The following is a 23,403-nucleotide window of genomic DNA, read 5'->3' on the forward strand; positions in this document are numbered from 1 at the left end:
ATGACTTTCAAATCCATACTTTGCAAGTAATATCGTACAACTTAAAGTAAAATTTATGCAAAAAATAGTATACTATGTAGCTTGTTCTCTTGATGGATTCATATCAGGGCCGAATGAAGATATCAGCCAATTTCTTCATGAAGGAAACGGAGTTGAAAAATACAAACAGGACTTATTGGATTTTAAAACCGTAATCATGGGTCGTAAAACATATGAGTTTGGATATCAATTTGGGCTTGTGCCGGGTAAACCTGCCTATCCACATATGGAACATTTCATTTTTTCCAATTCTATGGAAATCGAAAATTTGGATAGCTCGGTCCATATTGTGGACTGGTCTATTGAAGAAATTGAGAAAATTAAGCGTAACGCACAAACAGATATTTATCTATGTGGTGGCGGGGTGTTTGCCGGTTGGCTTTTGGAAAATAATCTTATAGATACATTAAAAATAAAACTTAACCCTATTGTTCTTGGTAATGGAACACGATTATTTGGCCAATCCAATACTTCCGCACAATGGCATCTGGAAAATCAGGAATCCTATGATGGTGGATTGCAGATTTTGACCTATAATCTAAAAAACTAGACAACCGCCTTTAAAGGTTTTTTGGTATTTGAACATGCTTTCGGGTATCTGCTTTGGTCAAGGTCTTGAATTCCTTGGCCTTTTCCATTTTAGCAAAAGCATCTAAAAAAACCTGGGGCAAGGCGGTCAACTTTCGTTCCTTAAGGTCCATCCAGGCACCCATCATCTCACAACGTGCAAAGTTTTTACCGTTGCTATCATAAAAATCATGCTGAAACTCAAAGAACATCCCATCTTCGCTCATCCCCTTAAAATTCAATGACACTTTTACAGGTTTTCCGGGAAACACTTCCTTAAAATAGTACATGTGTTCATAAAAGACTACTGGGCCAATACTATACTGTGCCATGGATTTTTGGTTAAATCCCAGTTGTCCCAAATACGCCATTCGGGTGTGGCTCATAAAATTGATATAAGCCGAGTTGGCCAAATGTCTATTGGCATCCAAATCGCTCCATCTAATCTCAAATTCTTTAAAAAACATTTTCAGTTATTTGTTATGCGTGCATAATAATTGTAAAATTACCATAGTTTTGAAAACAGACTGCATTTGAGCGCGATAATTAATGTTATTTTTAAAGACATCTTAATAGAAAACCCATGAGTGAAAAAGCCGAATTCATCAAAGACCTTTCCTTGCCAGCAATTGCTGCACCCATGTTCCTTATTTCTGGACCCAAATTGGTCATTGAATGCTGCAAGAATGGAATTGTAGGGACATTTCCTGCTCTCAACCAACGCACAAGTGAAGGTTTTGAAGAATGGCTTATCCAAATAAAAAGAGAACTGGAACAGTTTGAAAAGGAAACTGGCAAAAAAGCAGCTCCTTTTGGTGTAAATCTTATTGTGCACCCTACCAACCCAAGATTGGAAGCTGATGTAAAACTTTGTATGAAACACAAAGTCCCATTGGTAATTACCTCTTTGGGGGCAGTTAGCATGGTGGTAGACGCGATACATAGTTATGGTGGATTGGTGTTTCATGATATCATCAAAAAAAGGCATGCAGAAAAAGCTGCCGAAGCTGGGGTAGACGGACTTATTTTGGTCTCCGCCGGTGCCGGAGGGCATGGTGGCAATCTCAACCCGATGAGTTTGATTGCGGAGGTGAAGAAAATCTTTAAGAAGACTATCTTGCTTTCCGGATGCATCAGTACGGGAAGGGACATAGCTTCTGCCATGCAAATGGGAGCTGACCTTGCTTATATGGGGACACGTTTTATCAATGTTGAAGAAAGCAAAGCACCAGAGGAATATCGTAAGATGATCATTGAAGCTGGAGCTAATGATATTGTTTATACTGCTGCAATCTCTGGAGTACATGCCAATTTCCTTGCTGCCAGCCTTACTGCTGCCGGAATTACGAAGGAAGATCTTAAAAAAGAACATAAAGTTGATTTTGGAAAGGAATTGGATACTGAAGTAAAGGCATGGAAAACCATTTGGTCAGCCGGGCAGGGTGTTACCACTATTGAAAATGTAGTGCCCGTTTCAGAATTGGTGGACACCTTAAAATCTGAATTTAAAACAGCAATCAAAGATCAGGCAAAACTATTGGAGGTCTTTCCAAAAGATTAGCACATCTTAACTTTCTTTGTATTTTGGTGATGCATATAATCAACTAACTCAACTGTCATGTACATCAAAAGAAATATAAGTTTAGAGCTCATCTTACGCTTTGCCTGGAAAAACCTCATTTTTTTTACCATTTATGCTGGAGTTATTTTCTACTTATATCATGCTTTGGATTGGAAACATATCGATATTCCCTTTCAACCGCTTTCTGTAATCGGTATTGCTGTTGCATTTTATATTGGTTTTAAGAACAGCCAGAGCTATGATCGCTTCTGGGAAGCTCGAAAAATATGGGGAGGAATTGTAAACTATTCCAGAACATGGACCAATAATGTATTAAGTTATGTAATGGATGATCGTGAGGCTCAGGTTATCTTGGTCTATCGTCACATCGCCTGGATCAATGCCCTTCGAATCCAATTACGGCAACCCTCAAGTTTTTCTATTAGGGAAAACCGCGCCATTGAACGTCTTTTTGATCGGCACGGAGAACGAAATCCCGTTTGTAATGGTATGGATTCTTTATTGGGTCCTGATGAAGTACAAGGTTTGGAGAATCGAAAAAATGTTGCTACCCATTTAATCAAAAACCAAGGGCTACACCTTAAACAATTATTAAAAGAGGAAAAGATAACCGAGTTTGACAAGCAGATATTCCATAATAACTTGGAAGAAATGTATAACCTGCAAGGCAAGTGCGAGCGCATAAAAAATACTCCATTTCCAAGGCAATACGCGTATTTTAGCACCTTGTTCACCTGGATTTTTATACTTCTGCTTCCCTTTGGGCTACTTAATGTTTTTGAAACGCAATTGGCAGAATTGGACTTTGGTCACAACTGGTGGTATATTGTTTTGATGATCTTCTTTTCTGTGTTGATTTCTTGGATGTTTGTCACCATGGAAAAAGTGGGAAGCAATAGTGAAGATCCTTTTGAGGGCAGAATTAATGATGTCCCCATGACCGCACTTTGTCGCACCATTGAAATAGACCTTAGGGATATGCTTGATGAGGACAACTTGCCCGAAAAGACAAAACCGCAACACAACATCCTTTATTAATGCCTCAAGTACCATCTAACTATTTGCCTCCTTTATTTTTTAGAAATGGGCATTTGGCAACCATTTATTGCGGCTTGTTCCGAAAAGTAAATGGAGTCATACAAACTAGAGAAAGATTGACTTTGTCAGATGGTGATTTTTTGGATTTGGATTGGAGTAAATCTAGCTCCAAAACCAAAAAATTGGTTATACTGTTACATGGACTCGAAGGTGATGGTCAACGCCCCTATATTACCGGAAGTGCCAAATTGTTCAATCAAAATGGTTTTGATGCTTGTGCTGTAAACTACAGGGGGTGCAGTGGGGAACCAAACATTACATATCGCTCCTACCATTCAGGCGCTACAGAAGACCTGGCTGAAATCGTCCATCACATTCTTTCTAACAAAAATTACTCAGAAATCTATTTAAAAGGCTTCAGTTTGGGCGGGAATCTGGCTCTTAAATATTTGGGAGATGGCAATGTTGTTCCAAAGGAAGTTAAAGGAGCTGTGGCCATTTCTGTTCCTTGCAGCTTAAAGGATTCATGTAATCAATTACTTTCAAATGAGAATATATTGTATGCCAGAAGGTTCAAAAAACATCTGATTGCCAAACTAAGACAGAAACAGCCCATGTTTCCAGATTTAATAACCAATTCTGCCATCAAGTCCATAAAGACATTGAAGGATTTTGACGACATCTACACCAGTAAAGCGCATAACTTTAAAGATGCCTTGGATTATTACACCAAGTGCAGTTCCTTGCAGTTTTTACCCAATATATCGGTGCCAAGTTTAATCATCAATGCTAAAGATGATTCTTTTCTGGGAAATGATTGTTACCCTATTATAGAAGCAGAAAAAAACAAGAACCTCTATCTAGAAACGCCAAAATATGGAGGTCATGTAGGGTTTTGGGGTAAGCAAAATGTTACATACACTGAACAACAAGCGCTAAAATTTTTTAAAACGCATTGACTTCCTCTTATCATTCGTTGCCAGTTTTCTAACGAAAAGGTTTTCGCTTGACAAATCACCTCAGAATGGGCCTAAACAGCCATTTTACTTCTAATATTTCTCTATATTAGTAGCTTCTGTTTAGCATAATCAAATTATTATCCATGAAGAAATTGATATTATTTATTGCCCTAGGTGCATTTGTAGCAAGTTGTGGTGGAAAAAAGGAAGAGAAAAAGGACGGTTTTGAAGTAAGCCGGGCCAAGAAAGAAGATAAAAAGGCCCAAACCAGTGAAGGTGTACCTGTAGACCTGGATAATGATGGTGTGGGACCCATTAAAGGTTTTGAATTCCCAAAAGACATTGATACTGATATGGCCGCTCGAGGTGAGACTAAATTCAACTCTATTTGTGTAGCATGCCATATGATAGATCAGCGTATGATCGGACCGGCTGTAAAAGGAGTTTATGAAAGACGTAGCCCTGCTTGGGTGATGAACATGATTCTTAATCCTGATGACATGCTCAAGGAAGACCCTATTGCAAAAGCATTACTTAAAGAATACAACAATGCCATTATGCTCAACCAAAATCTTACTGAGGAAGAAGCTCGTGATGTTGCTGAATACTTAAGGACATTATAAAATACATCTCTTAAATCATTAACGCTGCTTACAGATCATACTGATTAGCAGCGTTTTTTTGTTTAGGTTATTTTGAAAACCAACATTAGAATTTGAATCAACAATAGTTATCTTTATTCCTCTAAAATCCATCTATTTTGAAAATCTTCCATCAAATACTTTGTTCAACAATCTTAATGTTTTGTCTATTTTTATCAAATACTATGAGCGCACAAGAAGAATTGCCATACTATCAAATTCCTGATTATCCTGAAGATTATGAGTCTGGAAATGTGGTGGCTAGAATGATAGATGGCCTTGGTTTCCGTTATTATTGGGCAACGGAAGGGTTATCTCAAAAGGATTTGGAATACAAGCCTTCTAAGGATGGCAGAACCATTTTGGAGACCATGCAACACGTTTACACCATGTCTGAAATGATCAAGAACGCCCCAACGGCAACTCCCAATGTTAGAGGACAGGGGGTTCCAGATTTTTCGTATGCTGAACTAAGGGAAAAAACGCTTAAAAACCTTCAAGCTGCCAGTAACTTGATGAAAGGCAAGAACTCTAAGGGTGTTGAAGATTCCAAAGTCATTTTTCAACGCGGGGAAAAGCAATCTATATATCCCTATTGGAATATGATCAATGGAATGCTTTCGGATTGTATTTACCATGCTGGGCAAATCACCTTATTGCGACGTGCTTCTGGCAATCCAATCAATCCAAAGGTCAGTGTGTTTAACGGACGGTTGAGGGAATAGCCTTAGCCCTAGCGAATAAATCAAAACTACCCGCATGTCATTCATTGTTTTTAATTGGGAAACCTTGTTCTTCAATAATAAAAAAACAAACACATTAAAATCTTCTTAAGTAACAAACTTTAGCGAGATTTGTTAGTACTGTTGACCCTCCCTGTACTATTATTTACATACTTTAAAAGAATCGGGAACGTAGTTTAAAGTGGTAAAAAATCTTCTTCAAAACTGGTAATGAAATCATGAATGTATTTTTTGTTCCTATTTACTTCTTTTACCACCAAATAATGATCTCTTTTAAGTCCATTTTTGCTAATTCGCTTAAAAACAATATCCTCTGAAAGTTTAAATGGTTTTAGCTGCCATTTGGGCGCACACATTACTCCCATATTGGCCTCAATCATTGACAGTGTAGTTTCCGTAAACGGAATGGCAGAAATCTTTTTAGGAGTTATTTTATTTGACTTTAAAAAGTACTCATAAACATAAACACCTTCAAGCGGAAAACAATTAATAAATAAATGAACATCTGAAAAGTGGCTTGCTTCGATAAAATCAAAAGCGTTAAGAGGGTTCTCTTTATGCATTACCGCAAATATTTCATCTTCGTGAACTTTAATGCTTGTCAAGTCCTCAGACGCAGGTTTTGTCGTTACAATGGCAATGTCAATTTCACTGGACAAAACTTGGGAGATGGTCTGGTGGGTAGCTCCCAACGTTAAATCAATATCTATTTCAGGATAGAGAATACCCATTTTTTGGATAAATCCAGGAATGGAATGAAAAAAGGATTGACACTCCGCACTCAATTTTATAGAACCTTTGGAACCTTCCTTTATGTGCTCTATAGCGCTAAAACTCTCATCTATGGAGCTAAACAGTTTATTGGCAAGTTTATAAAGCTCGCTGCCCTCTTCGGTAAGCTCCCATTTGTTACGGGTTCTATGGAATACTTTAAAGCCCAAACGCTCTTCAAGATCACGCAATTGATGGCTTAAGGCCGATTGTGTCAAGAACAACCGCTCAGAAGAATTGGCCAAACTACCTTCTTCGGCAATGGTTTTTATCAATCTAAAATACTTGAGTTCCATTGGATAAAGATACAACATCACTTAACCGGTTGTAGTTGAAAAAATATCAACTATAGCCTCAAGACCATTCAATCAACTTTCTAGCAAAATACACCTCTCAAAAATACTTTTGGATAAAATTTAGATGCTTTACTATGCTAAAAGCCAACATTTTAATTTCATTATTTTTTGTTTTCCCACTTATTGTTTTTTCCCAAAGACATAAAGAAATTTCAAAAAGAACATTTACAATCAAAAAGGTTGTAAAATCAGAAGTCCCGGTAATCGATGGGAAACTGAATGATGCCATTTGGATCAATGTAAATGAGTGGGAATCAAATTTTATTCAAAGGGAGCCTAACGAAAATGTCCCTCCTTCGGAAGACACTTCTTTTAAAATATTTTATGATGCCAAGCATGTTTACATCGGTATAAAAAATTTTGATAAGCACCCAGAAAAGATTACGAATTGGATGTCGAGACGTGATGGATTTGAAGGCGATTGGGTAGAAGTCGTTTTTGATAGCTATTACGACTTACGTTCCGCATTTTCCTTTACCGTAACGGCCGCAGGTGTTAAAGGTGATAAAATAATCACTTTGAACGGTAAGAATGAAGATATTACTTGGAATCCTATTTGGTATGCGAAAAGTGCAATTACAGACGAGGGATGGACTGCAGAAATGAAAATTCCTTTAAGTCAATTGCGATTTGGCAAATCTGAAAAGCAGGTTTGGGGATTTCAGGTCATCCGAAAATACTTTAAAAATGATGAAATATCCGTCTGGCAACGTATTCCCATGGATGCATCCGGCTGGGTCAGTGAGTTTGGTAAGCTTCATGGCTTAGATTGGGTTAAACCACAAAGACAATTTGAAATTCAACCTTTTGTGGTCACTTCTTTGGAAACTTTTGAAAAAGAACCTTCAAACCCATATCGAAATAAAAATAGCACCTCTATTAATGTTGGAATAGACGGAAAATTGGGAGTGACCAATGATCTTACATTGGATTTTACCATAAATCCTGATTTTGGTCAGGTAGAAGCAGACCCAGCGGCCATTGCATTGGATGGTTTTCAACTGTTCTTTAAAGAACAACGTCCGTTTTTTGTGGAGAACAAGAATATTTTTAACTATCAGTTTTCAAACCCAATAATTGGTGGAACATTTAGCAGTGACAACCTTTTTTATTCCAGACGAATTGGTAGAAGTCCACAAGGATCGGCTCAAGCCGCTGCAGGAGAATTTGTTGATACTCCAGAGCGAACTACCATATTGGGAGCCGTGAAATTTAGTGGGAAAACCAAAAACGGTTGGTCAATTGGAGTGATGGAAAGCATGACCGCCAACGAGTTTGCAACCATCAATGCCAATGGGAACGAAAGAGAACAACTTATTGAGCCGTTCACAAATTACTTTGTGGGTCGTCTACAAAAGGATTTTAACCATCGTAATACTTTTTTAGGTGGAATTGTAACATCAACATATAGAAATTTAGATGCAAACACTAATTTCCTACATAAATCCGCTACCACGGTAGGAATTGATTTTATGCACCAATGGAAAGATAGAACCTGGTATTTTGGTGCCAATATGGTTATGAGTCATGTAGGGGGCACCGAAGCGGCCATTTTAAGAACACAACTTTCTATCCCACACTTATTTCACCGCACAGATGCAGGTCATGTTTCTGTTGATCCTACAAGAACCTCGCTTACAGGAACAGGAGGGGATATTAAATTTGGAAAAGCAGGGCAAGGGCATCTTACGTTTGAAACTGGAATTACCTGGCGTTCTCCTGAACTGGAATTGAACGATCTTGGTTTTATGCGTGAAGCCGATGATATTCAGAACTACACCGGAGTTACCTATAGCTCACTAAAACCTTTTGGTGTGTTCAGAAAGGGTACATTGACCTATAAACATTGGGTGAAATGGGATTTTGAAGGTAACCTGAATTATGTAGATTGGGATGTGGAGGCCGTAGGAACATTTCAGAACAATTGGAATGCTACTTTAGGGTTTTTCCACCAACCACATATTTATGCCAAGTCACTGTTGCAAGGTGGTCCTAGAATATACTTGCCGGACCAACATGGTGCTTGGTGGGCATTGGGAACTGATTCTAGAAAAAAATTGTCATTCAGTTTGGATGGATGGACAAAAACTGGAAACGAGGACAGCTATTTTTTGTTGGATAATGGATTGAAAATCACGTATCAGCCATTAAATCGTTTGGGGTTGTCCATATCTCCGCGATACAATTTGATCAGGCACCGGCTACAATACAATGAAACTGTTGATTTTAGTGGTTCGCCGCGTTACCTCATGTCCAAACTAGATCAGGACACCTTTAGTTTGGCGTTTCGGTTGAATTACACCATCAACCCCAATTTGTCTATTCAATATTATGCAGAACCTTATATTTCCAAAGGGCTGTACACAGATTTTGGATACATGGACAATCCGTTGGCAGAAAACCAAAACGAACAGCTGTTCCAATTTTCTGAAGGACAAATTTTTTATGATGAAATGAATAACACCTATACCGTTGACGAAACTTTGGATGCTACAGTTGATTATGATTTTAGAGATCCTGATTTTTCCTTTGCCCAGTTCAGGTCAAACCTTGTGGTGCGATATGAATACAAGCCAGGTTCGGAAATATTCTTGGTGTGGGCACAGGGTATTACTGATTTTGGAAGGCCAAATGGCAACTTGTACAACAGTTTTGACAATCAAATTTTTAGCAAACAACCCAATAATACCTTTCTAATAAAGGCAACCTACCGTTTTTTCTAGAGTAGATTTTGTAATAAGTGGAGTATATGGAAGCTCAAACAACATTCAAAAAATTAAGTAAAAGGCATTCTGACAAAATGTTGATTTTGATAAGGCAATTAAACCCCGATATTGAAAATGAAGTTTTAAAACAACGCTTGGAGCAAATGTGGGAGAGCGATGCATACCAATGTTTCGGGCTTTTAAAAAAAGATACCTTAATTGGGTTAATAGGATGCTGGACGTTCACCAAATTACATTCAGGGAAACAATTAGAATTGGATAATGTGATTATTGATGAAAGAATCCAATCCAAAGGATATGGAAAGTTGTTCTTCAATTTTATAGCGGATTGGGCTCTAAAAAATGGCTATGAATCTTTGGGATTGAACACTTATGTTGACAATGATAAATCACACAAATTTTATTTTAATCAGGGGTTCAAAATATTGGGATTTCATTTTCAGAAAATACTAACAACAAAATAAGAAGATTATGAGAATAGTAATTATCGGTGGAAACGGTACCATAGGAAAAAAAGTGTCAGCTCATTTTTCAAAAAACAATGAAGTCATTATAGCAGCAAGAAACGATGGAGATGCTTGCGTGGATATTAGCGATAGCAAATCCATTGAAGCGATGTTTGATAAAATTGGAAACATTGATGCTATAATCTGTATTGCAGGCGAAGCAAAATGGAAATCTTTTGATGAGCTTACGGAAGACGAATATTATATAGGTCTAAAAAGCAAACTAATGGGGCAAGTGAATTTGGTTAGAATAGGCCGGAAATATCTCAACCCCAATGGCTCCATAACCCTCACCACTGGTATCCTTGCAGATGAACCTGTTGTATTGACCGCAAGTGCCGCTATGGTAAATGGCGCTATCCACAGTTTTGTTAAAGCAGTTGTATTGGAAATTGATAATGGTGCAAGGATCAATGTGGTTTCCTCGGGAGTGGTTGAGGATGCCTACGAAAAGTATCAAGACTACTTTCCTGGCCACAATCCAATACCGATGCATAAAGTGGTCAACGGCTATGTAAAAAGTGTTCAGGGGAAAATTAATGGGGAAATCATACGAATCTATGACTAAAACGTAATGATATGAAAACAATAGGATTAATAGGTGGTATGGGTTGGGAATCTTCCAAACTCTATTATGAGCAAATCAATAGGAAGGTGAATGAAGTTTTAGGTGGCTCACATTCCGCTAAGATTATTATGGTTTCGGTGGATTTTGCAGAGATAGAAAAACTCACATTTGCCAATGATTGGGATTCCATTGGGAACATTGTGGCAAATAGCGCCCAACAATTGGAAAGAGCGGGGGCAGATATGGTTGTGCTGTGCACCAATTTAATTCACATTGTTAGCAACACTATCATCAAAAATATTTCCATCCCATTTTTGCACATTGCCAATGCAACCGGAGAAGCAGTCCTAGAGCAGCAAATTAAAAAAGTGCTGCTATTGGGAACAAAATACACCATGGAAAAAGATTTTTATACCAAAACTCTTGAAGATACTTATAGATTGGAAATTTCAATTCCTAATGAAGAAGATAGAAATAGCATACATAATATTATCTACCGTGAATTACTGAAAGGAATATTTACTGAAACTTCAAAGCGAAGCATTATAAGGATCATTGAAAAAGCACAATTGGATGGAGTTGAGGGTGTGATTTTGGGGTGTACCGAATTAAACATAATTATTAAAGAAGAAGATGTGGGCATCACAACTTTTGATACAGGAAACATTCATGCCAATACAGCCATACAATGGAGTTTAAATGATTCATCCAAGTAATCTGAAAAAATGTTTTTCAATAAAACAAATACCATAAATTTTAATCAGAAAATATGAAAACAACTAAGCTTTTATTCACAGTCAATCTATTCTTTTTTGTAGTGAGCACCATTTCCTTTTCACAAAACAAACAGTTAAAGAATCATGTGCTTTTTTACAGTTCCTTTGATGGAAAACTATCTGCCGATGTATCCTTTGGGGATGGAAATATTTATACAGCTGAAAATTATAAAAAAGCTGCCAGTGCCAAAACTGGTTTGCACAACCCCAATGTTGTTTTAGCAAAAGCTAAAGGTCTTACCGGAGATGCTCTTCACTTTAAAAAAGCAAATACTTCTGCTATTTTTTACAAGGCTTACAAAAATGTGGGGTACAGCAGTAAATCATGGAGTGGTACCATATCATTTTGGTTGCGACTAGATCCAAATAAAGACCTAGCGCCAGGCTATTGCGACCCAATATGTGTTACGGATGTTAGATACAACGATGCGGCCTTGTGGGTAGATTTCACAGACCATGATCCAAGAAAATTTAGATTTGGAGCTCTGGGAGATTTAGAAGTTTGGAATCCGAAAAACGAAAACAATGAAGCCGAATGGGAAAAACGTACCGTTACAGTAAATCAGCCTCCTTTTGAGAACGGAAAATGGACACATATTGCTCTTACTTTTTCAAAAGTAAATACAGCAAAACCTATATTCAAATTATACTTAGATGGCACATTCAAAGGGGAAATAAAAGATATTAATGATCCTTTTTCTTGGGAAGCAGAAAATGGAAAAATTATGTTAGGTCTAGGCTATATTGGCTTAATGGATGAGCTTACAATTTTTGACAAGCCATTAGATCTTGATGAAGTTAAACAGGTTTTTGAACTAAAAACCGGCATAAAGACTTTATTCAACTAAGCATTTTAAAGAAGGAGAACTAAATAGTTTTTAAGTTATAGTTTACCTTAACACTTTAGAAAACAAAGCAAACATGAAGGTCAAAAATTTAGAACACATCGATTTTTCAATGCTCATGGATTGCTTCTTAAAAGCATTTGAAAACTACTTTGTAAAAATGCCAACAGACCATGAATATTACAAAGACAGGTGGAGAATGGCAAATGTGAGATTTGACCTATCCTATGGTATGTTTGATGGTGATAAATTGGTAGGCTTTATCATTAATGCGATTGACGAACGTGCCGAAAATCTGATTGCATTTAATACCGGTACAGGAGTGCTTCCCGAGTACAGAGGACAACGTATCGTAAATTCAATATGTCAATATGCATTTCCCGAATTACAAAAAAATGGTATTACTACGTGCCGGTTAGAGGTCATAAAAGATAATGTTAGGGCTATAAAGGCTTATAACAGTATTGGATTTAAAATCACCAAGAGTTACAAATGTTTCAGCGGGGATATTGAGTTCAATGATGAAGCATCGGACTTTGAACTGAAAAAGGTAGATGAGGCTTATTTTGATTGGAGCAGCTTGCATCAACACATCTATTCTTGGGACAACCACATTAATACCATAAAAAGAGGATCATATAGTTATTATGCCATTTTGGTAGAAGGAAAATTGGATTCGTATTTTGTTATGCAACCAGATAATGATTATGTGGCTCAATTGGATGTGATAGATAGTACCATACATAGCTGGAACAGGTTATTCACTGCAATGAAGAGCATTTTAAAAACTATAAAAATCAATAATGTTGATGAACGATTGAACCAAAAGATTGATTTTCTTAAAAAAGTAGGTTTAAAAAATACAGTTGATCAGTATGAGATGGAGCTTAACTTGTGATTCATTGTTGAATGTTTTTACAAATTCAAGATTCAACCCACAAAAAGGGACAAATATAATTTTAGCAAGAATTCATGATAGACTCATTGAAAAATGGGGATTCTAACCTAAAAACTTAAAGGTAAGTGCTGTGAAAGGATAAAAGAGTAGTTCTTATTATTAGATTTTATCCGCAACAACCTTATAAGTTGGGTCCTCAAGAACGTTTACCTCAATAATGTCCTGGGCATTTTTCAACAGTCGGATGCAGTCTTTGCTCAAGTGTCTTAAATGCACTTTTTTGCCCGCCTTGGCATAGCGCTCCGTGATTTTGTTCAATGCCTCAATACCGGACATGTCAGCAACACGACTTTCCTGAAAATCGATAATCACCTCTGTTGGATCATCTTGTACTTCAAATTTTTCAGCAAACAAGGTGGTGGATCCAAAGAACAAGGGACCGTAAATTTCATAATGTTTTACCCCATCTTCGTCAACATACTTTCTTGCCCTGATTCGTTTTGCATTTTCCCAGGAATAGGCCAAGGCAGAAATAATAACCCCCAACAATACTGCAACGGCAAGGTTATGGGTTATGGCTGTAATCAAAGTCACCAAAACCATAACAATAACATCTGAGTTGGGCATTTTTCTAAACGTTTTAAAACTGGCCCATTCAAAAGTTCCAATGGCGACCATAAACATTAACCCTACCAAAGCGGCCATTGGCAATTGCTCAATAAGGCTACTTCCAAACATAATGAATACCAAAAGCATAACTGCAGCAGTAATACCGGATAGTCTTGCACGCGCTCCAGAAGATGTATTGATCAAACTTTGCCCAATCATAGCACAACCACCCATACCTGATAGGAAACCTGACAATATATTGGCAGTTCCTTGGGCCACACATTCCTTGTTTCCACTACCGCGGGTTTCGGTAATCTCATCAATAATATTCAAGGTCAATAAACTTTCAATAAGCCCCACCCCAGCAACTATGGCTGCATATGGAATAATAATCAGAAAGGTATCCAAGGTAAAAGGGATTTGAGGAATGGATAAAGGCGGGAATCCACCTTTGATACTTTCACCCTCTTGCATGGTATCCGCTACAGTCAAGGTATCAATGCCAAAACCAATAACGATGCTTGATACAACAATTATAGCCAACAAAGAAGATGGAATGGCTTTTGTCAACTTTGGAAAGCCCCAAATAATAAGCATGGTCAAAAGTGTAAGGCCCAACATAGTATATAATAATGCTCCCGATAAGAGTTCTTCAGTTCCTTTTTCATAAAAATTGGGAAACTGGGCCATAAAAATGATGATTGCCAGTCCATTTACAAACCCAAACATTACCGGGTGCGGAACAAGACGAATAAATTTTCCCAAACGCAGTAAACCAGCAAGAATCTGAATCACCCCAGCAATAATGACCGTTGCAAAAACATAGTTTAGAATGGTAGTGGGCTCAATTCCCGGAAAAGTCTTTTTGAGTTCTAAAATCAATCCAACAAAAATAACGGCCACGGCGCCTGTTGCCCCAGAGATCATTCCAGGTCTACCACCTAAAATTGAAGTTACCAACGCCAATACAAACGCAGCATACAATCCGGTCAAAGGAGAAAATCCAGGAATCAATGCAAAAGCGATAGCTTCTGGCACCAAGGCCAACGCAACGGTTAAACCGGATAAGACTTCTGTTCTATAATTTACTTTTTGAGAAAAGTCAAAAAGGTTGAGATACTTTTTCATCTGTCGTACTTGAAGCCGGCAAAAATACTATTATTCCCTTAGCAGACCATAAGTATGCTCATTTTTAAGGATTTGCTAATCTTACCAGTCCTTTAGACCCAATAATTTCTCTCCCAACGGGCTTAATTTTGCAGTTTCGTATTTATCCCTTTCCCAATTTCTAGGGTCGCCCGGAAAGGCATAGCCTTCCGGCGCAATTCTATTCTTCCATGAATTGATACGCCATTGCCGCAATTCCCCATTTTCTTCCTCCGCTGGCATCATTGAAATGTATTGCGCAATCCGCACTTTATTTTTTGATTTATTGGGTCTGATACCGTGAGGTTCGGTGCTGTTAAAAATCAATAAATCGCCAGCTTCCATTTTTACTTTCACAATTTTATCTTCCAAACCTTTCAAATTCGGCTGAAAATGATCTCTATCCTTAGGTTGGGTCAATTTCCAGGTATCATAATTGCGATATAACCATGGAATACATTGGAATCCTCCCATATTTTCATCTGTCTGGTCTGCAAGTGCCAGTACCCCCTGAACATTTTGCGGGCGGGTCTCCGGATTATAATCCCAATGAATGAATCCTTTTTTCTCCACGCCTGGTTGCAATGGAAAGTTCAGATTGGCCCTATCTATGGTCACCCATAATTTCTCTGTTCCCCAAACATCAACAAAGGCATCATAAACCCGTGGCATTTGCCTATTGTTCCATAAATGTTGATGGTTATATACTTCCACCATCCCTGTTCCGGTCAATTCCTTCATTTTCATTTCTGCACGAGGTGGTGCATACCAAGTTTTAGGGTCACTCGGGTCTTTTTCATCAAACTCCCAGATAAAATCTGCCGTTGCTTTTGCCTGTTCTTTGGGTATTGCATTTTTAATGACAATGTACCCGTTATGCATCCAAAAATTCCAATCTTCTTCTGAAAGTACCTTTAAAGGTTTCCCATTAGACCGATCATTTAATTTTATCTTACTACTGGTTGCTGTGGATGGGTTTCCTGGGATTTCTTCATGTGCCTTGTTGGCCATCTCCAGTTTTGTTTCTTTATCCATGATTCTATTTTTTTCTCTTCTAAAATTCTATGAAATAAAACTAGCATGTACACAATGGTTTGTCCACCTTAATATTGATAAAAATTTGAATTATTTTGACATTTGATATAAAATTCTATATTTTAAATGGCATTAAAGTGAAAATTGAAGATAGAATTAGAGACCATAACACCAAATACCAAGAGTCCGTTCCGGCTCTTGCACTTACCTCGTTTGAATCATCTTTTTTATTGGCATTTTCATCCGGAATATGAATTGGTATACATTGAAGGTGCCAGTGCCACAAGACATGTGGGCGATAGCATTTCCAACTTTGCGGGCAGTGATCTTGTTTTTATTGGCTCAAACATTCCTCATCTGAATTTTGATTATGGGGTTAAGACAGATTACATCAAAGAAGTTCTACACATTAAACCAAAATTTAAAGAGCAGGTTTTAGAAGAAATCCCTGAGCTTGGACCTATTGACACCTTATTTGAAAAATCAAGACATGGTATAGTATTTACTGGAGAAACAAAAAAACGAATTGGGGAACGATTGAAAAAGCTTTATGAGCTTTCCTCTTTTGATTTCTTTATGGAGTCCATTCAAATATTAAAAGAACTTGCCCTTAGTGACGACTATTTTTTGCTCCATGAACATCCTTTTGTAAACAGATATAGAAAAAAGGAACAAGACCGTCTCAGAAACATACATGGATTTGTAGATAAAAATTACCAACGAAAAATTGAGGTTGCCGAAGTAGCCGAAATATGCAATCTGGGCAAAGAAGCTTTTTGTCGGTATTTTAAAAAGACCACTGGAAACACTTTTACCAATTTTTTGAACCAATACAGGATAAGCCAAGCCAAAAGGTTATTGTTGATGGGCAAAAATGTTGGTGAAACTTGTTACGATTGTGGGTTTGAAAGTCTTTCGTATTTCAATAGAACCTTTAAGAGGATAAGTGGACAAAACCCTTCGGATTTCAAAAAACAGTATTTGGTGAATCTGAAAAAGAAGGGGTAAGATGTAAGTGTTAGGTCCAAATCATCCATCCATATTTATTAATGTCTTCTAACCTCCCAAAAAAATATGTGTTGTTTTTACTTTTGGCCGATCCATATAACTTTTATTTAAGCCACCAGTCACAGACAGGCAGTAGTAGTGTTACAACATTATTACAACCTTTATGTTCAAGCCCAAAGGGGTAGTAATTGCTCTCCTCCACAATTTCAAGGGTTCCGTTGTCATCCATATAGCTCAATCGCACATTACCTAAGTGGTCCTTATACTGGTATATATAATCGTAGCCTCCATTTCCATCTGGGGTGGTATAGCCCTCGGGAGTGTTAAAGAACTGTAGCTCCCCGTTCTGGTAAATGTAATTGCCCGCGTATTCTGTATCACTTCCCGTGCTCACCGTTTTCCTGAGTTTAACGCCTGTTGCATCGTAAATATACGAAATCGTTCCCCCGCCCGTGCTCACCTTGGTGGGCAGGTTAAGGTGGTTGTAGGTTATGGCCGTAATGCCCTTGTTGCGGTAAGAGGTCATGTTGCCGTTCTTTTCTATGTGGACTCGTCCAATATCTCTACCAGATACCAACAGCCGTCTATTAAGTTGAACTTATAAGTTACATGGATACCATTATCTATTCCAAGTAATTTATATAGATTATGATTTTCCTTTTTCTCAATTTCAACTTCGTATTTATCATACTCATTATTAAAAGCCTCCTTATCTTTGGTAAAATCCACGTAATTAGAAGAACCATATTCAACGATTTCCATTGTAGGGGCTTTATCTGTTACGTCCTTATAATAAAACCATTCTAAAGGATATTTTACCCTATTCCTTTGAAAGATACTATCCTTGGCAAATCTTTCGAAGAAAGCATCAAAGATCTCTCCACAGTCCTTGTCCATTTCGATGGCTTTGGCTGCACCATCTTCTTTATGTTTATCAGACACTGGTTCCGTGTCTAACACAATCGATTCAATGGTATCTAAAGAAGCTTCTTTATTACGGAGTTCCCGTTTACAGGAAAATACTCCCAACAATATACAGAAACCCAATAGTGTTAAATTTATTTTCATTATGGTTTTTTGAAGTACATCATGTAACTTGGTAAAAGAGAACTGGTATCAGAATTAAGACTTAAGTAAGTGTTATCTATATTACTTAATTGTCCATAGTCTAATTATTTATGTGGACTCGTCCAATATCTCTACCATGTACCAACAGCCGTCTACTAAATGAAATTTAAAATTCATCAAAAGCCCAGAATCCAACCCTATTCGTTTATAGATGACACTATCTTTATGTTTAGCCTTTTCAATTTTAAAGGCTCCATATTCTCTTTCAATAGCTTTTTTATCTTGAGTAAAATCAAAATATCTAAACTTATCTTTTGAATTGATTATTTCTTTGTCTAAACTCGCATAATTGGCATTTCCATAGAAATACCATTCCATAGGGTATTTCACTCTGTTTTTCTGAAAGACACTGTCCGTAGCGAACCTCTTAAAAAAAGCATCAAAGGTCTGATTACAGTCTTTGGCCATTTCGATGGGTTTAATTATTTTTTCTTTCTCTTCTTTGTGATTGTCCACTTTCTCGCTCAATACGGGTGATTCAATGGTATTTGAATAAGCCTCTTTGTTACGGGGTTCCCGTTTACAGGAAAACACTCCCAATATTATTAAAACAAACATGTACAATGTAGTATTCTTTCTCATCATGTGGACTCATCCAATATCTCAACCAAGTACCAACAATTTTCATTCTGCTTGAATATATAAGTAATCAGAATACCATTATCAATCCCTGTTAAATAATAACTTTTTTGGTCACCATTTTCTTCAAAAGAAACTTCATAGTCAATACCTACCATGGGGCTATTTTCTCGAAGATCAATATATATATACGACGATCTTTCAATGACATCAACAGACAAACTATCATCCAGAACATCTTTAAAATATGATACCCTTAACGGGAATTTAATTCTACTCTTTTGAAAGGCGCTGTCCTTGGCAAACCTTTCAAAGAAATCGTCAAAGGTCTCTCCACAGTCCTTGGCCATTTCAATGAGTTTGGTTACATCTTTTTCTTTTTGATTAGCCACTTTCTCGCTCAACATGGGCAATTCAATAGAACTTGAAGAAGCCTCTTTATTACGGAGTTCCTGCTTGCATGAGAATGTTACCAACATTATCAAAACAAATATGGTCAATGCAATATTCTTTTTCATCACGTAGACTCATCCAATATCTCAACCAAGTACCAACAGCCATTTATCAAACTGAACTTGTATGTCACATGGATACCGTTATCATAACCAAACCAAAAATAATGAATCAAAGAGTCTTTAATTATTTTGGTTTCAACCGTATATTTTCCATATTTATTTTTCATAGCTTCTTTGTCTCTGGTAAAATCCAAATAGATATATTTTTTATACGTTATACTATCTACTTTTATTACAGTCGGGTCAAGGCTCTCAATATATGAATCCTTCATAGGGTATTTGACCCTATTCTTCTGAAAGACACTATCCTTGGCAAATCTTTCAAAGAAATCATCAAAGGTCTGGTCACAATTCTTGTCCATTTCGATGACTTTGGCTACATTTTCTTCTTTGTGTTTATCAGACACTGGTTCAGGTTCTGAGCCGGACACGATCGATTCAATGGTGTCTGAAGAAATCTCTTTGTCGCGGGGTTCCTGTTTACAGGAAAATACTCCCAACATCATCAAAACAAATACGGTCAATTTTATTCTTCTCATATCTTTTAGTTTCTTTTTTTTAACATCCTGTGCTCCAAACCATTAGTCGCAGACTGACATGTTGTAAAAGAACTGTTAGAGTCTTTCCTCTTTAAATGTGGTTTACAAAAACTTATGGTATAAAAAACCACAACTTTCGCTGTGGTTTTTCATTTACTTTTATGATAGTTATTTATCAAATGTTAAATTAATATCCTTTTGTTGTTTTTGAAGTAATTCTTTATCCTGATATTCATCACAACAAATCAGCGCATGCCTGATAATCTTGCATGCACAACCAATCCTTTAAATTCAAGGGAGGTGAGCGGCAAAATTCATCAATTATTTATCCTCTATTCTGTGGAGTTAATTGAACAAATAGTTAGGAAAAAGAATGTGTTCTCGATAAGGTGTCTCATAGGTTAAGTTTTAATTTGGTAAGATCTATTGGGGTCTTGGGTTTCCCATAAATGCAAAAGAACATTGCAAAATCAATCCGGTGGAGATGACCAAATCCCACCTTATACAATGAACCCTTTCGCCTGTCTTAAGCATACAGACCTTATGGGTTCAAGCTTTTATAATTACTTGGGAGTTTTTTACAAAAAAATAGATGGAAATTAGGCATAAGCTCAACATAATTTACGGATTAAACAATAAAATATGGGTTATGCTTTTCGAAAAGTAATAATTTATCTACAGTTTATTGAGAATATAAAACAATGTTTTATTAACAATATTTGTTTTTATCGTGTAGTTATTTGAATATCAAATAAATAATGATTGTTTTAGATTTTCAGGAACACATAACAATCATGTGGAAAGTATTGTGGGTTGTTTTTAGAAAATTCTAAACTATGGAGATTTAGTTCTTGCATTTGTACATAAAAAAACCGCCCCAAGCTAAAGTACTTGAGGCGATTTTTACTAAATAACCAACCAAAAAACTTGTGTATATAGTCGAACACTATAGTTATTCCTTACTTTTTCTTCTGTCTAGTAACGTTCATTATGGGATTTTTAACTTTTGAACGCTTTTTGCCAATTTTATTACCCGATTTTAAATATTGTTTATATCCTCTTCCCGTAAACTCATATGTTGTTTTACTGGATACATGATACAACTCAATGGTACTATCATTAATAACGTAGAGTTCAAAATAATCATTGCCCAAGAAGTCATAATCCAGTGTTAAAGTTTTGAGTGTTGCGTCATTTGCCACATCAAAAACTTCATAATCGCCTTCATAATCCCATTGCAAATTCATAATAGCTGTTCCTGACCCATCTACGGATAATCTGAAAAAATCGCCATTATTTCCGGATAAAAACTGAAGATAATTTTCATCATCAAACTCATTTATTGCACCTAGTTCACTCGTATAGGTTTTTTCCCAAGCATCATATTCCTGCAAAAAATAGTTGATGTTATCATAGAAAACCATATCATAATCAAAATCATTGCTGTCATACCCCCTTAAAACATATGAGATATTTGATCTTGAATCTTGGAGTTCCAGGGTATTGTTGTTCAAAGCATAAACTTCCAACAACCAAAGGCCATCTACTTCATGGTCAATTTCCACAGCAGCATTCAGCGTTCCATAAGAACCAACATCTATACCCAGGCCATTTCCGGTTTTTCCAATACCCACCATATTATTATTTGCGTATACCACTCCTCTGTTAAAAGAAATGGTAAATGCACGTTGTAAAAATGGAACCTCCCCCGTTCCTCTTGTTTCATTGATATCTACATACCACAAATCATAAGACTCTAGCACCAAAGCTGTATTTAATGGAGATTCTTCAATAAAATCATCTTCCACAACAACTTCTGTGTAGCAAGAGGTGGCCAAAATCCCTATCAATAAAATTCCTAAGAGTAGTTTTCCATTTCCCATAACCTTGGTTTTTGATTCCCTTAATCTAAACCAAGCACCATGCCAAAAAATGTAATTTACTGACAATCAAACAATAATGATTCATCTGATTTATTTTTTAGCTTTGCTGCCTAAAGTCTATTGATGGAGGAAGGTAAACTTAGGTTTGGTGTATTGGGAGGTGGTAGCTGGGGAACCGCTATAGTTAAAATGCTCTCTGAAAATTTAGAGCATATTTCCTGGTATATGCGAAATGAATCAGCGATTCGACATTTAAAGGTTGAGGGGCATAACCCAAATTATATCAGCTCCGTTCAATTTGATGTTTCCAAATTTTTGTTAAGCAATGATATCAATGAAGTGGTCAGTTCATCTGATGTTCTCATTTTTGCCATTCCATCAGCTTTTTTAGAGAATGAGCTTCAAAGACTTAGCGTATCTCTCTCAGATAAAATAATTTTTTCCGCCATTAAGGGAATTGTCCCAGAGAGTGGTTTAATCGTTGGCGAACACTTTCATGATTATTACCAAATTCCCTTTAAAAATATTGGTGTCTTAACTGGTCCTTGCCATGCGGAAGAGGTGGCCATGGAGCGTTTATCCTATCTTACCATCGCTTGTGCGGATTCATCTAAAGCCGAATTGGTGGCTAAAGTGTTGAAAAGTGACTATATCCGAACAAAAATTTCTGATGATATTATTGGCACTGAATATGCAGCCATGTTAAAGAATATTTACGCCATTGCAGCTGGAATTGCACATGGCTTGGGATATGGTGATAATTTCCAGAGCGTACTGATGAGCAATGCCATCAGAGAAATGAAACGGTTCATTGATAAAGTATATAAAATGAAGCGTAACATCAACAACTCAGCATACTTGGGTGATCTTTTGGTGACTGGTTATTCCACTTTTAGCCGTAACCGTATGTTTGGGAATATGATTGGCAAAGGCTATACGGTAAAAAGCGCCATGATGGAGATGAACATGGTTGCAGAAGGTTATTATGCCACCAAAAGCGCTCATTTACTTCATGAAAAGTTGAAAAAAAAATCAAAGACACCGATAATCAATGCTGTATACAATATCCTCTACGAAGAAAAAAATCCTAAAAAGGTTTTCAAAAAACTGACGGAAAAGCTGGATTAAAGCTAATTTAAAAGGACCTCATCCGTAACGCTTTTTCCTCTGGGAATGGAATTGTCCAGAACATCAATTGTCATAGCATCATAAGATTTTATATATGCCCTGTTAACGATATAGGATTTGTGAACTCGCCTAAAATTATCTGGTAATTGTTGTAACGTTCCTTTTATACTTCCATAACTGGTTATTTTGGATTTATCCACCAGGTGATAGGTAACATAATTACCAAGGCCTTCCACAAAAAGGATATTCTCCGTAGGTACGCGATGTGTTTTTCTATTGGACCGTATTTCCAATATTTCGTTTTCCAAACCTTCGTTTTTTTCATTTTCCATAACCCAAAGCTGAAATAACTTAACCCCAAGAATCAGCAATACCGTGGTGTTAATCAACACAATGGCCCTTACCAACATCATAACACTAAACAATCCTGAACTGGAATCGTTCAACAACAATTCCTCATAAAAAAGATGAATAAAAACCCGTTGCAATATTCCGCCCAACAACAATGTGAGGCCATATCCTATAAAAAAGTTCAAGAACTTTCGCTTCAGCAAAAAACGGGGCAATAAAAAATAGATGGTGACATAAACCGCCAGAATTCGAATTGGAAGCAACACAAATTCCAAATAAAAAGAGGCCAAGTAGCCTTTATCGCCCACCCAAATCAATCCAAACAAAACATAGTACAATACCCAAAAAATGGCATGCGTAGCAATCCTTGAATTGAATAGATAGAAATTAGTTGCTGATTTCATGATTTTAAAATTCCATACATCATTGTTCAAGGTTCATTCATATAAAAAATGGCTTTCTACGTA

General features: G+C 36.9%; 25 protein-coding genes. 14 read left to right on the forward strand and 11 right to left on the reverse strand.

Translation table 11 applies throughout. The features are described 5' to 3' along the window. Positions 1-55: 55 nt before the first annotated feature. Positions 56-589, forward strand: coding sequence for a dihydrofolate reductase family protein (locus tag CRO15_RS02115; protein WP_097044123.1), 534 nt, complete (start codon positions 56-58; stop codon positions 587-589). 10 nt (positions 590-599) lie between these two features. Here CRO15_RS02115 and CRO15_RS02120 read toward each other — a convergent pair whose 3' ends face one another. Further along, complete coding sequence (locus CRO15_RS02120) at positions 600-1,073, reverse strand: acyl-CoA thioesterase (RefSeq protein WP_097044124.1); 474 nt, start codon at positions 1,071-1,073, stop codon at positions 600-602. 116 nt (positions 1,074-1,189) lie between these two features. Between CRO15_RS02120 and CRO15_RS02125 the strand changes: the two genes are divergently transcribed. From CRO15_RS02125 to CRO15_RS02145, 5 genes are all read left to right on the forward strand, one after another. Continuing rightward, entirely contained in the window at positions 1,190-2,167 is a 978-nt protein-coding gene (locus CRO15_RS02125; RefSeq protein ID WP_097044125.1) for an NAD(P)H-dependent flavin oxidoreductase, read from the forward strand. 57 nt (positions 2,168-2,224) lie between these two features. Next, entirely contained in the window at positions 2,225-3,226 is a 1,002-nt protein-coding gene (locus tag CRO15_RS02130) for a bestrophin family protein (RefSeq protein ID WP_097044126.1), read from the forward strand. After that, positions 3,226-4,185 carry a YheT family hydrolase gene (locus CRO15_RS02135; protein ID WP_097044127.1) on the forward strand — a complete coding sequence of 320 codons (960 nt, stop codon included), beginning with the start codon at positions 3,226-3,228 and terminating at the stop codon, positions 4,183-4,185. The genes CRO15_RS02130 and CRO15_RS02135 overlap by 1 nt, the downstream gene beginning before the upstream one ends. 143 nt (positions 4,186-4,328) lie before the next feature. After that, a complete protein-coding gene (locus tag CRO15_RS02140; RefSeq protein WP_097044128.1) occupies positions 4,329-4,808 on the forward strand; it encodes a c-type cytochrome in 480 nt (159 codons plus the stop codon). A gap of 203 nt (positions 4,809-5,011) precedes the next feature. After that, positions 5,012-5,551, forward strand: a complete 540-nt coding sequence (locus CRO15_RS02145; RefSeq protein WP_243396883.1) for a DinB family protein — start codon at positions 5,012-5,014, stop codon at positions 5,549-5,551. A 194-nt stretch (positions 5,552-5,745) separates the two neighbouring features. Here CRO15_RS02145 and CRO15_RS02150 read toward each other — a convergent pair whose 3' ends face one another. After that, a complete protein-coding gene (locus CRO15_RS02150) occupies positions 5,746-6,636 on the reverse strand; it encodes a LysR family transcriptional regulator (RefSeq protein WP_097044817.1) in 891 nt (296 codons plus the stop codon). Positions 6,637-6,770: 134 nt separating this feature from the next. Between CRO15_RS02150 and CRO15_RS02155 the strand changes: the two genes are divergently transcribed. The 6 genes from CRO15_RS02155 (at position 6,771) to CRO15_RS02180 (ending at position 13,015) form a co-directional block, all read left to right on the forward strand. Next, complete coding sequence (locus CRO15_RS02155) at positions 6,771-9,419, forward strand: DUF5916 domain-containing protein (protein WP_097044130.1); 2,649 nt, start codon at positions 6,771-6,773, stop codon at positions 9,417-9,419. An 86-nt stretch (positions 9,420-9,505) separates the two neighbouring features. Further along, the gene (locus tag CRO15_RS02160) at positions 9,506-9,886 is read left to right on the forward strand and encodes a GNAT family N-acetyltransferase (protein WP_207763787.1); all 381 of its coding nucleotides are present in this window, start codon (positions 9,506-9,508) and stop codon (positions 9,884-9,886) included. A gap of 7 nt (positions 9,887-9,893) precedes the next feature. Next, complete coding sequence (locus CRO15_RS02165; protein ID WP_097044132.1) at positions 9,894-10,496, forward strand: short chain dehydrogenase; 603 nt, start codon at positions 9,894-9,896, stop codon at positions 10,494-10,496. An 11-nt stretch (positions 10,497-10,507) separates the two neighbouring features. Then, positions 10,508-11,212: an aspartate/glutamate racemase family protein gene (locus tag CRO15_RS02170; protein WP_097044133.1), complete on the forward strand. Its 705-nt coding sequence runs from the start codon at positions 10,508-10,510 to the stop codon at positions 11,210-11,212. A 53-nt stretch (positions 11,213-11,265) separates the two neighbouring features. After that, on the forward strand, positions 11,266-12,120 hold the full coding sequence (locus CRO15_RS02175; RefSeq protein ID WP_097044134.1) for a LamG-like jellyroll fold domain-containing protein: 855 nt from the start codon (positions 11,266-11,268) through the stop codon (positions 12,118-12,120). Positions 12,121-12,193: 73 nt separating this feature from the next. Further along, on the forward strand, positions 12,194-13,015 hold the full coding sequence (locus CRO15_RS02180) for a GNAT family N-acetyltransferase (protein WP_097044135.1): 822 nt from the start codon (positions 12,194-12,196) through the stop codon (positions 13,013-13,015). A 159-nt stretch (positions 13,016-13,174) separates the two neighbouring features. On the opposite strand, the gene CRO15_RS02185 is transcribed toward CRO15_RS02180, so the two are convergent. Together CRO15_RS02185 and CRO15_RS02190 are read right to left on the reverse strand one after the other, a co-directional pair. Further along, on the reverse strand, positions 13,175-14,752 hold the full coding sequence (locus CRO15_RS02185) for a SulP family inorganic anion transporter (RefSeq protein ID WP_097044136.1): 1,578 nt from the start codon (positions 14,750-14,752) through the stop codon (positions 13,175-13,177). Between the two features lie 81 nt (positions 14,753-14,833). After that, positions 14,834-15,805 carry a phytanoyl-CoA dioxygenase family protein gene (locus CRO15_RS02190; protein ID WP_097044137.1) on the reverse strand — a complete coding sequence of 324 codons (972 nt, stop codon included), beginning with the start codon at positions 15,803-15,805 and terminating at the stop codon, positions 14,834-14,836. Positions 15,806-15,949: 144 nt separating this feature from the next. Here CRO15_RS02190 and CRO15_RS02195 point away from each other — a divergent pair, with 144 nt between their 5' ends. Further along, positions 15,950-16,813 (forward strand): AraC family transcriptional regulator, encoded by an 864-nt coding sequence (locus tag CRO15_RS02195; RefSeq protein WP_097044138.1) that lies wholly within the window; start codon positions 15,950-15,952, stop codon positions 16,811-16,813. Between the two features lie 103 nt (positions 16,814-16,916). Here CRO15_RS02195 and CRO15_RS02200 read toward each other — a convergent pair whose 3' ends face one another. The 6 genes from CRO15_RS02200 to CRO15_RS02225 form a co-directional block, all read right to left on the reverse strand. After that, entirely contained in the window at positions 16,917-17,339 is a 423-nt protein-coding gene (locus CRO15_RS02200) for a hypothetical protein (RefSeq protein ID WP_097044139.1), read from the reverse strand. 14 nt (positions 17,340-17,353) lie between these two features. After that, positions 17,354-17,881: a DUF4348 domain-containing protein gene (locus tag CRO15_RS02205; RefSeq protein ID WP_097044140.1), complete on the reverse strand. Its 528-nt coding sequence runs from the start codon at positions 17,879-17,881 to the stop codon at positions 17,354-17,356. A 108-nt stretch (positions 17,882-17,989) separates the two neighbouring features. Further along, on the reverse strand, positions 17,990-18,499 hold the full coding sequence (locus CRO15_RS02210) for a DUF4348 domain-containing protein (protein ID WP_165769895.1): 510 nt from the start codon (positions 18,497-18,499) through the stop codon (positions 17,990-17,992). Positions 18,500-18,522: 23 nt separating this feature from the next. Next, a complete protein-coding gene (locus tag CRO15_RS02215; RefSeq protein WP_097044142.1) occupies positions 18,523-19,038 on the reverse strand; it encodes a DUF4348 domain-containing protein in 516 nt (171 codons plus the stop codon). Further along, positions 19,038-19,574: a DUF4348 domain-containing protein gene (locus tag CRO15_RS02220; RefSeq protein ID WP_097044143.1), complete on the reverse strand. Its 537-nt coding sequence runs from the start codon at positions 19,572-19,574 to the stop codon at positions 19,038-19,040. Before CRO15_RS02220 ends, CRO15_RS02215 begins: the two co-directional genes overlap by 1 nt. Before the next feature lie 959 nt (positions 19,575-20,533). Then, entirely contained in the window at positions 20,534-21,457 is a 924-nt protein-coding gene (locus CRO15_RS02225; RefSeq protein ID WP_097044818.1) for a nicotinic acid mononucleotide adenyltransferase, read from the reverse strand. Between the two features lie 123 nt (positions 21,458-21,580). Here CRO15_RS02225 and CRO15_RS02230 point away from each other — a divergent pair, with 123 nt between their 5' ends. Beyond that, on the forward strand, positions 21,581-22,585 hold the full coding sequence (locus CRO15_RS02230) for an NAD(P)H-dependent glycerol-3-phosphate dehydrogenase (protein WP_097044144.1): 1,005 nt from the start codon (positions 21,581-21,583) through the stop codon (positions 22,583-22,585). 2 nt (positions 22,586-22,587) lie between these two features. On the opposite strand, the gene CRO15_RS02235 is transcribed toward CRO15_RS02230, so the two are convergent. Further along, on the reverse strand, positions 22,588-23,340 hold the full coding sequence (locus CRO15_RS02235) for a LytR/AlgR family response regulator transcription factor (RefSeq protein WP_133067190.1): 753 nt from the start codon (positions 23,338-23,340) through the stop codon (positions 22,588-22,590). Positions 23,341-23,403 lie beyond the last annotated feature (63 nt).

This window comes from Flagellimonas pacifica (assembly GCF_900215465.1).
Taxonomy (GTDB): Bacteria; Bacteroidota; Bacteroidia; order Flavobacteriales; family Flavobacteriaceae; genus Flagellimonas; species Flagellimonas pacifica.

Excerpts from the sequence above, each read along its gene's own strand:
- CRO15_RS02115 (WP_097044123.1), top strand. The coding sequence starts at position 56 with ATGCAAAAAATAGTATACTATGTAGCTTGTTCTCTTGATGGATTCATA.
- CRO15_RS02120 (WP_097044124.1), bottom strand. The coding sequence starts at position 1,073 with ATGTTTTTTAAAGAATTTGAGATTAGATGGAGCGATTTGGATGCCAAT.
- CRO15_RS02125 (WP_097044125.1), top strand. The coding sequence starts at position 1,190 with ATGAGTGAAAAAGCCGAATTCATCAAAGACCTTTCCTTGCCAGCAATT.
- CRO15_RS02130 (WP_097044126.1), top strand. The coding sequence starts at position 2,225 with ATGTACATCAAAAGAAATATAAGTTTAGAGCTCATCTTACGCTTTGCC.
- CRO15_RS02135 (WP_097044127.1), top strand. The coding sequence starts at position 3,226 with ATGCCTCAAGTACCATCTAACTATTTGCCTCCTTTATTTTTTAGAAAT.
- CRO15_RS02140 (WP_097044128.1), top strand. The coding sequence starts at position 4,329 with ATGAAGAAATTGATATTATTTATTGCCCTAGGTGCATTTGTAGCAAGT.
- CRO15_RS02145 (WP_243396883.1), top strand. The coding sequence starts at position 5,012 with ATGAGCGCACAAGAAGAATTGCCATACTATCAAATTCCTGATTATCCT.
- CRO15_RS02150 (WP_097044817.1), bottom strand. The coding sequence starts at position 6,636 with ATGGAACTCAAGTATTTTAGATTGATAAAAACCATTGCCGAAGAAGGT.
- CRO15_RS02155 (WP_097044130.1), top strand. The coding sequence starts at position 6,771 with ATGCTAAAAGCCAACATTTTAATTTCATTATTTTTTGTTTTCCCACTT.
- CRO15_RS02165 (WP_097044132.1), top strand. The coding sequence starts at position 9,894 with ATGAGAATAGTAATTATCGGTGGAAACGGTACCATAGGAAAAAAAGTG.
- CRO15_RS02170 (WP_097044133.1), top strand. The coding sequence starts at position 10,508 with ATGAAAACAATAGGATTAATAGGTGGTATGGGTTGGGAATCTTCCAAA.
- CRO15_RS02175 (WP_097044134.1), top strand. The coding sequence starts at position 11,266 with ATGAAAACAACTAAGCTTTTATTCACAGTCAATCTATTCTTTTTTGTA.
- CRO15_RS02180 (WP_097044135.1), top strand. The coding sequence starts at position 12,194 with ATGAAGGTCAAAAATTTAGAACACATCGATTTTTCAATGCTCATGGAT.
- CRO15_RS02185 (WP_097044136.1), bottom strand. The coding sequence starts at position 14,752 with ATGAAAAAGTATCTCAACCTTTTTGACTTTTCTCAAAAAGTAAATTAT.
- CRO15_RS02190 (WP_097044137.1), bottom strand. The coding sequence starts at position 15,805 with ATGGATAAAGAAACAAAACTGGAGATGGCCAACAAGGCACATGAAGAA.
- CRO15_RS02200 (WP_097044139.1), bottom strand. The coding sequence starts at position 17,339 with ATGACCTCTTACCGCAACAAGGGCATTACGGCCATAACCTACAACCAC.
- CRO15_RS02205 (WP_097044140.1), bottom strand. The coding sequence starts at position 17,881 with ATGAAAATAAATTTAACACTATTGGGTTTCTGTATATTGTTGGGAGTA.
- CRO15_RS02210 (WP_165769895.1), bottom strand. The coding sequence starts at position 18,499 with ATGTTTGTTTTAATAATATTGGGAGTGTTTTCCTGTAAACGGGAACCC.
- CRO15_RS02215 (WP_097044142.1), bottom strand. The coding sequence starts at position 19,038 with ATGAAAAAGAATATTGCATTGACCATATTTGTTTTGATAATGTTGGTA.
- CRO15_RS02220 (WP_097044143.1), bottom strand. The coding sequence starts at position 19,574 with ATGAGAAGAATAAAATTGACCGTATTTGTTTTGATGATGTTGGGAGTA.
- CRO15_RS02225 (WP_097044818.1), bottom strand. The coding sequence starts at position 21,457 with ATGGGAAATGGAAAACTACTCTTAGGAATTTTATTGATAGGGATTTTG.
- CRO15_RS02230 (WP_097044144.1), top strand. The coding sequence starts at position 21,581 with ATGGAGGAAGGTAAACTTAGGTTTGGTGTATTGGGAGGTGGTAGCTGG.
- CRO15_RS02235 (WP_133067190.1), bottom strand. The coding sequence starts at position 23,340 with ATGAAATCAGCAACTAATTTCTATCTATTCAATTCAAGGATTGCTACG.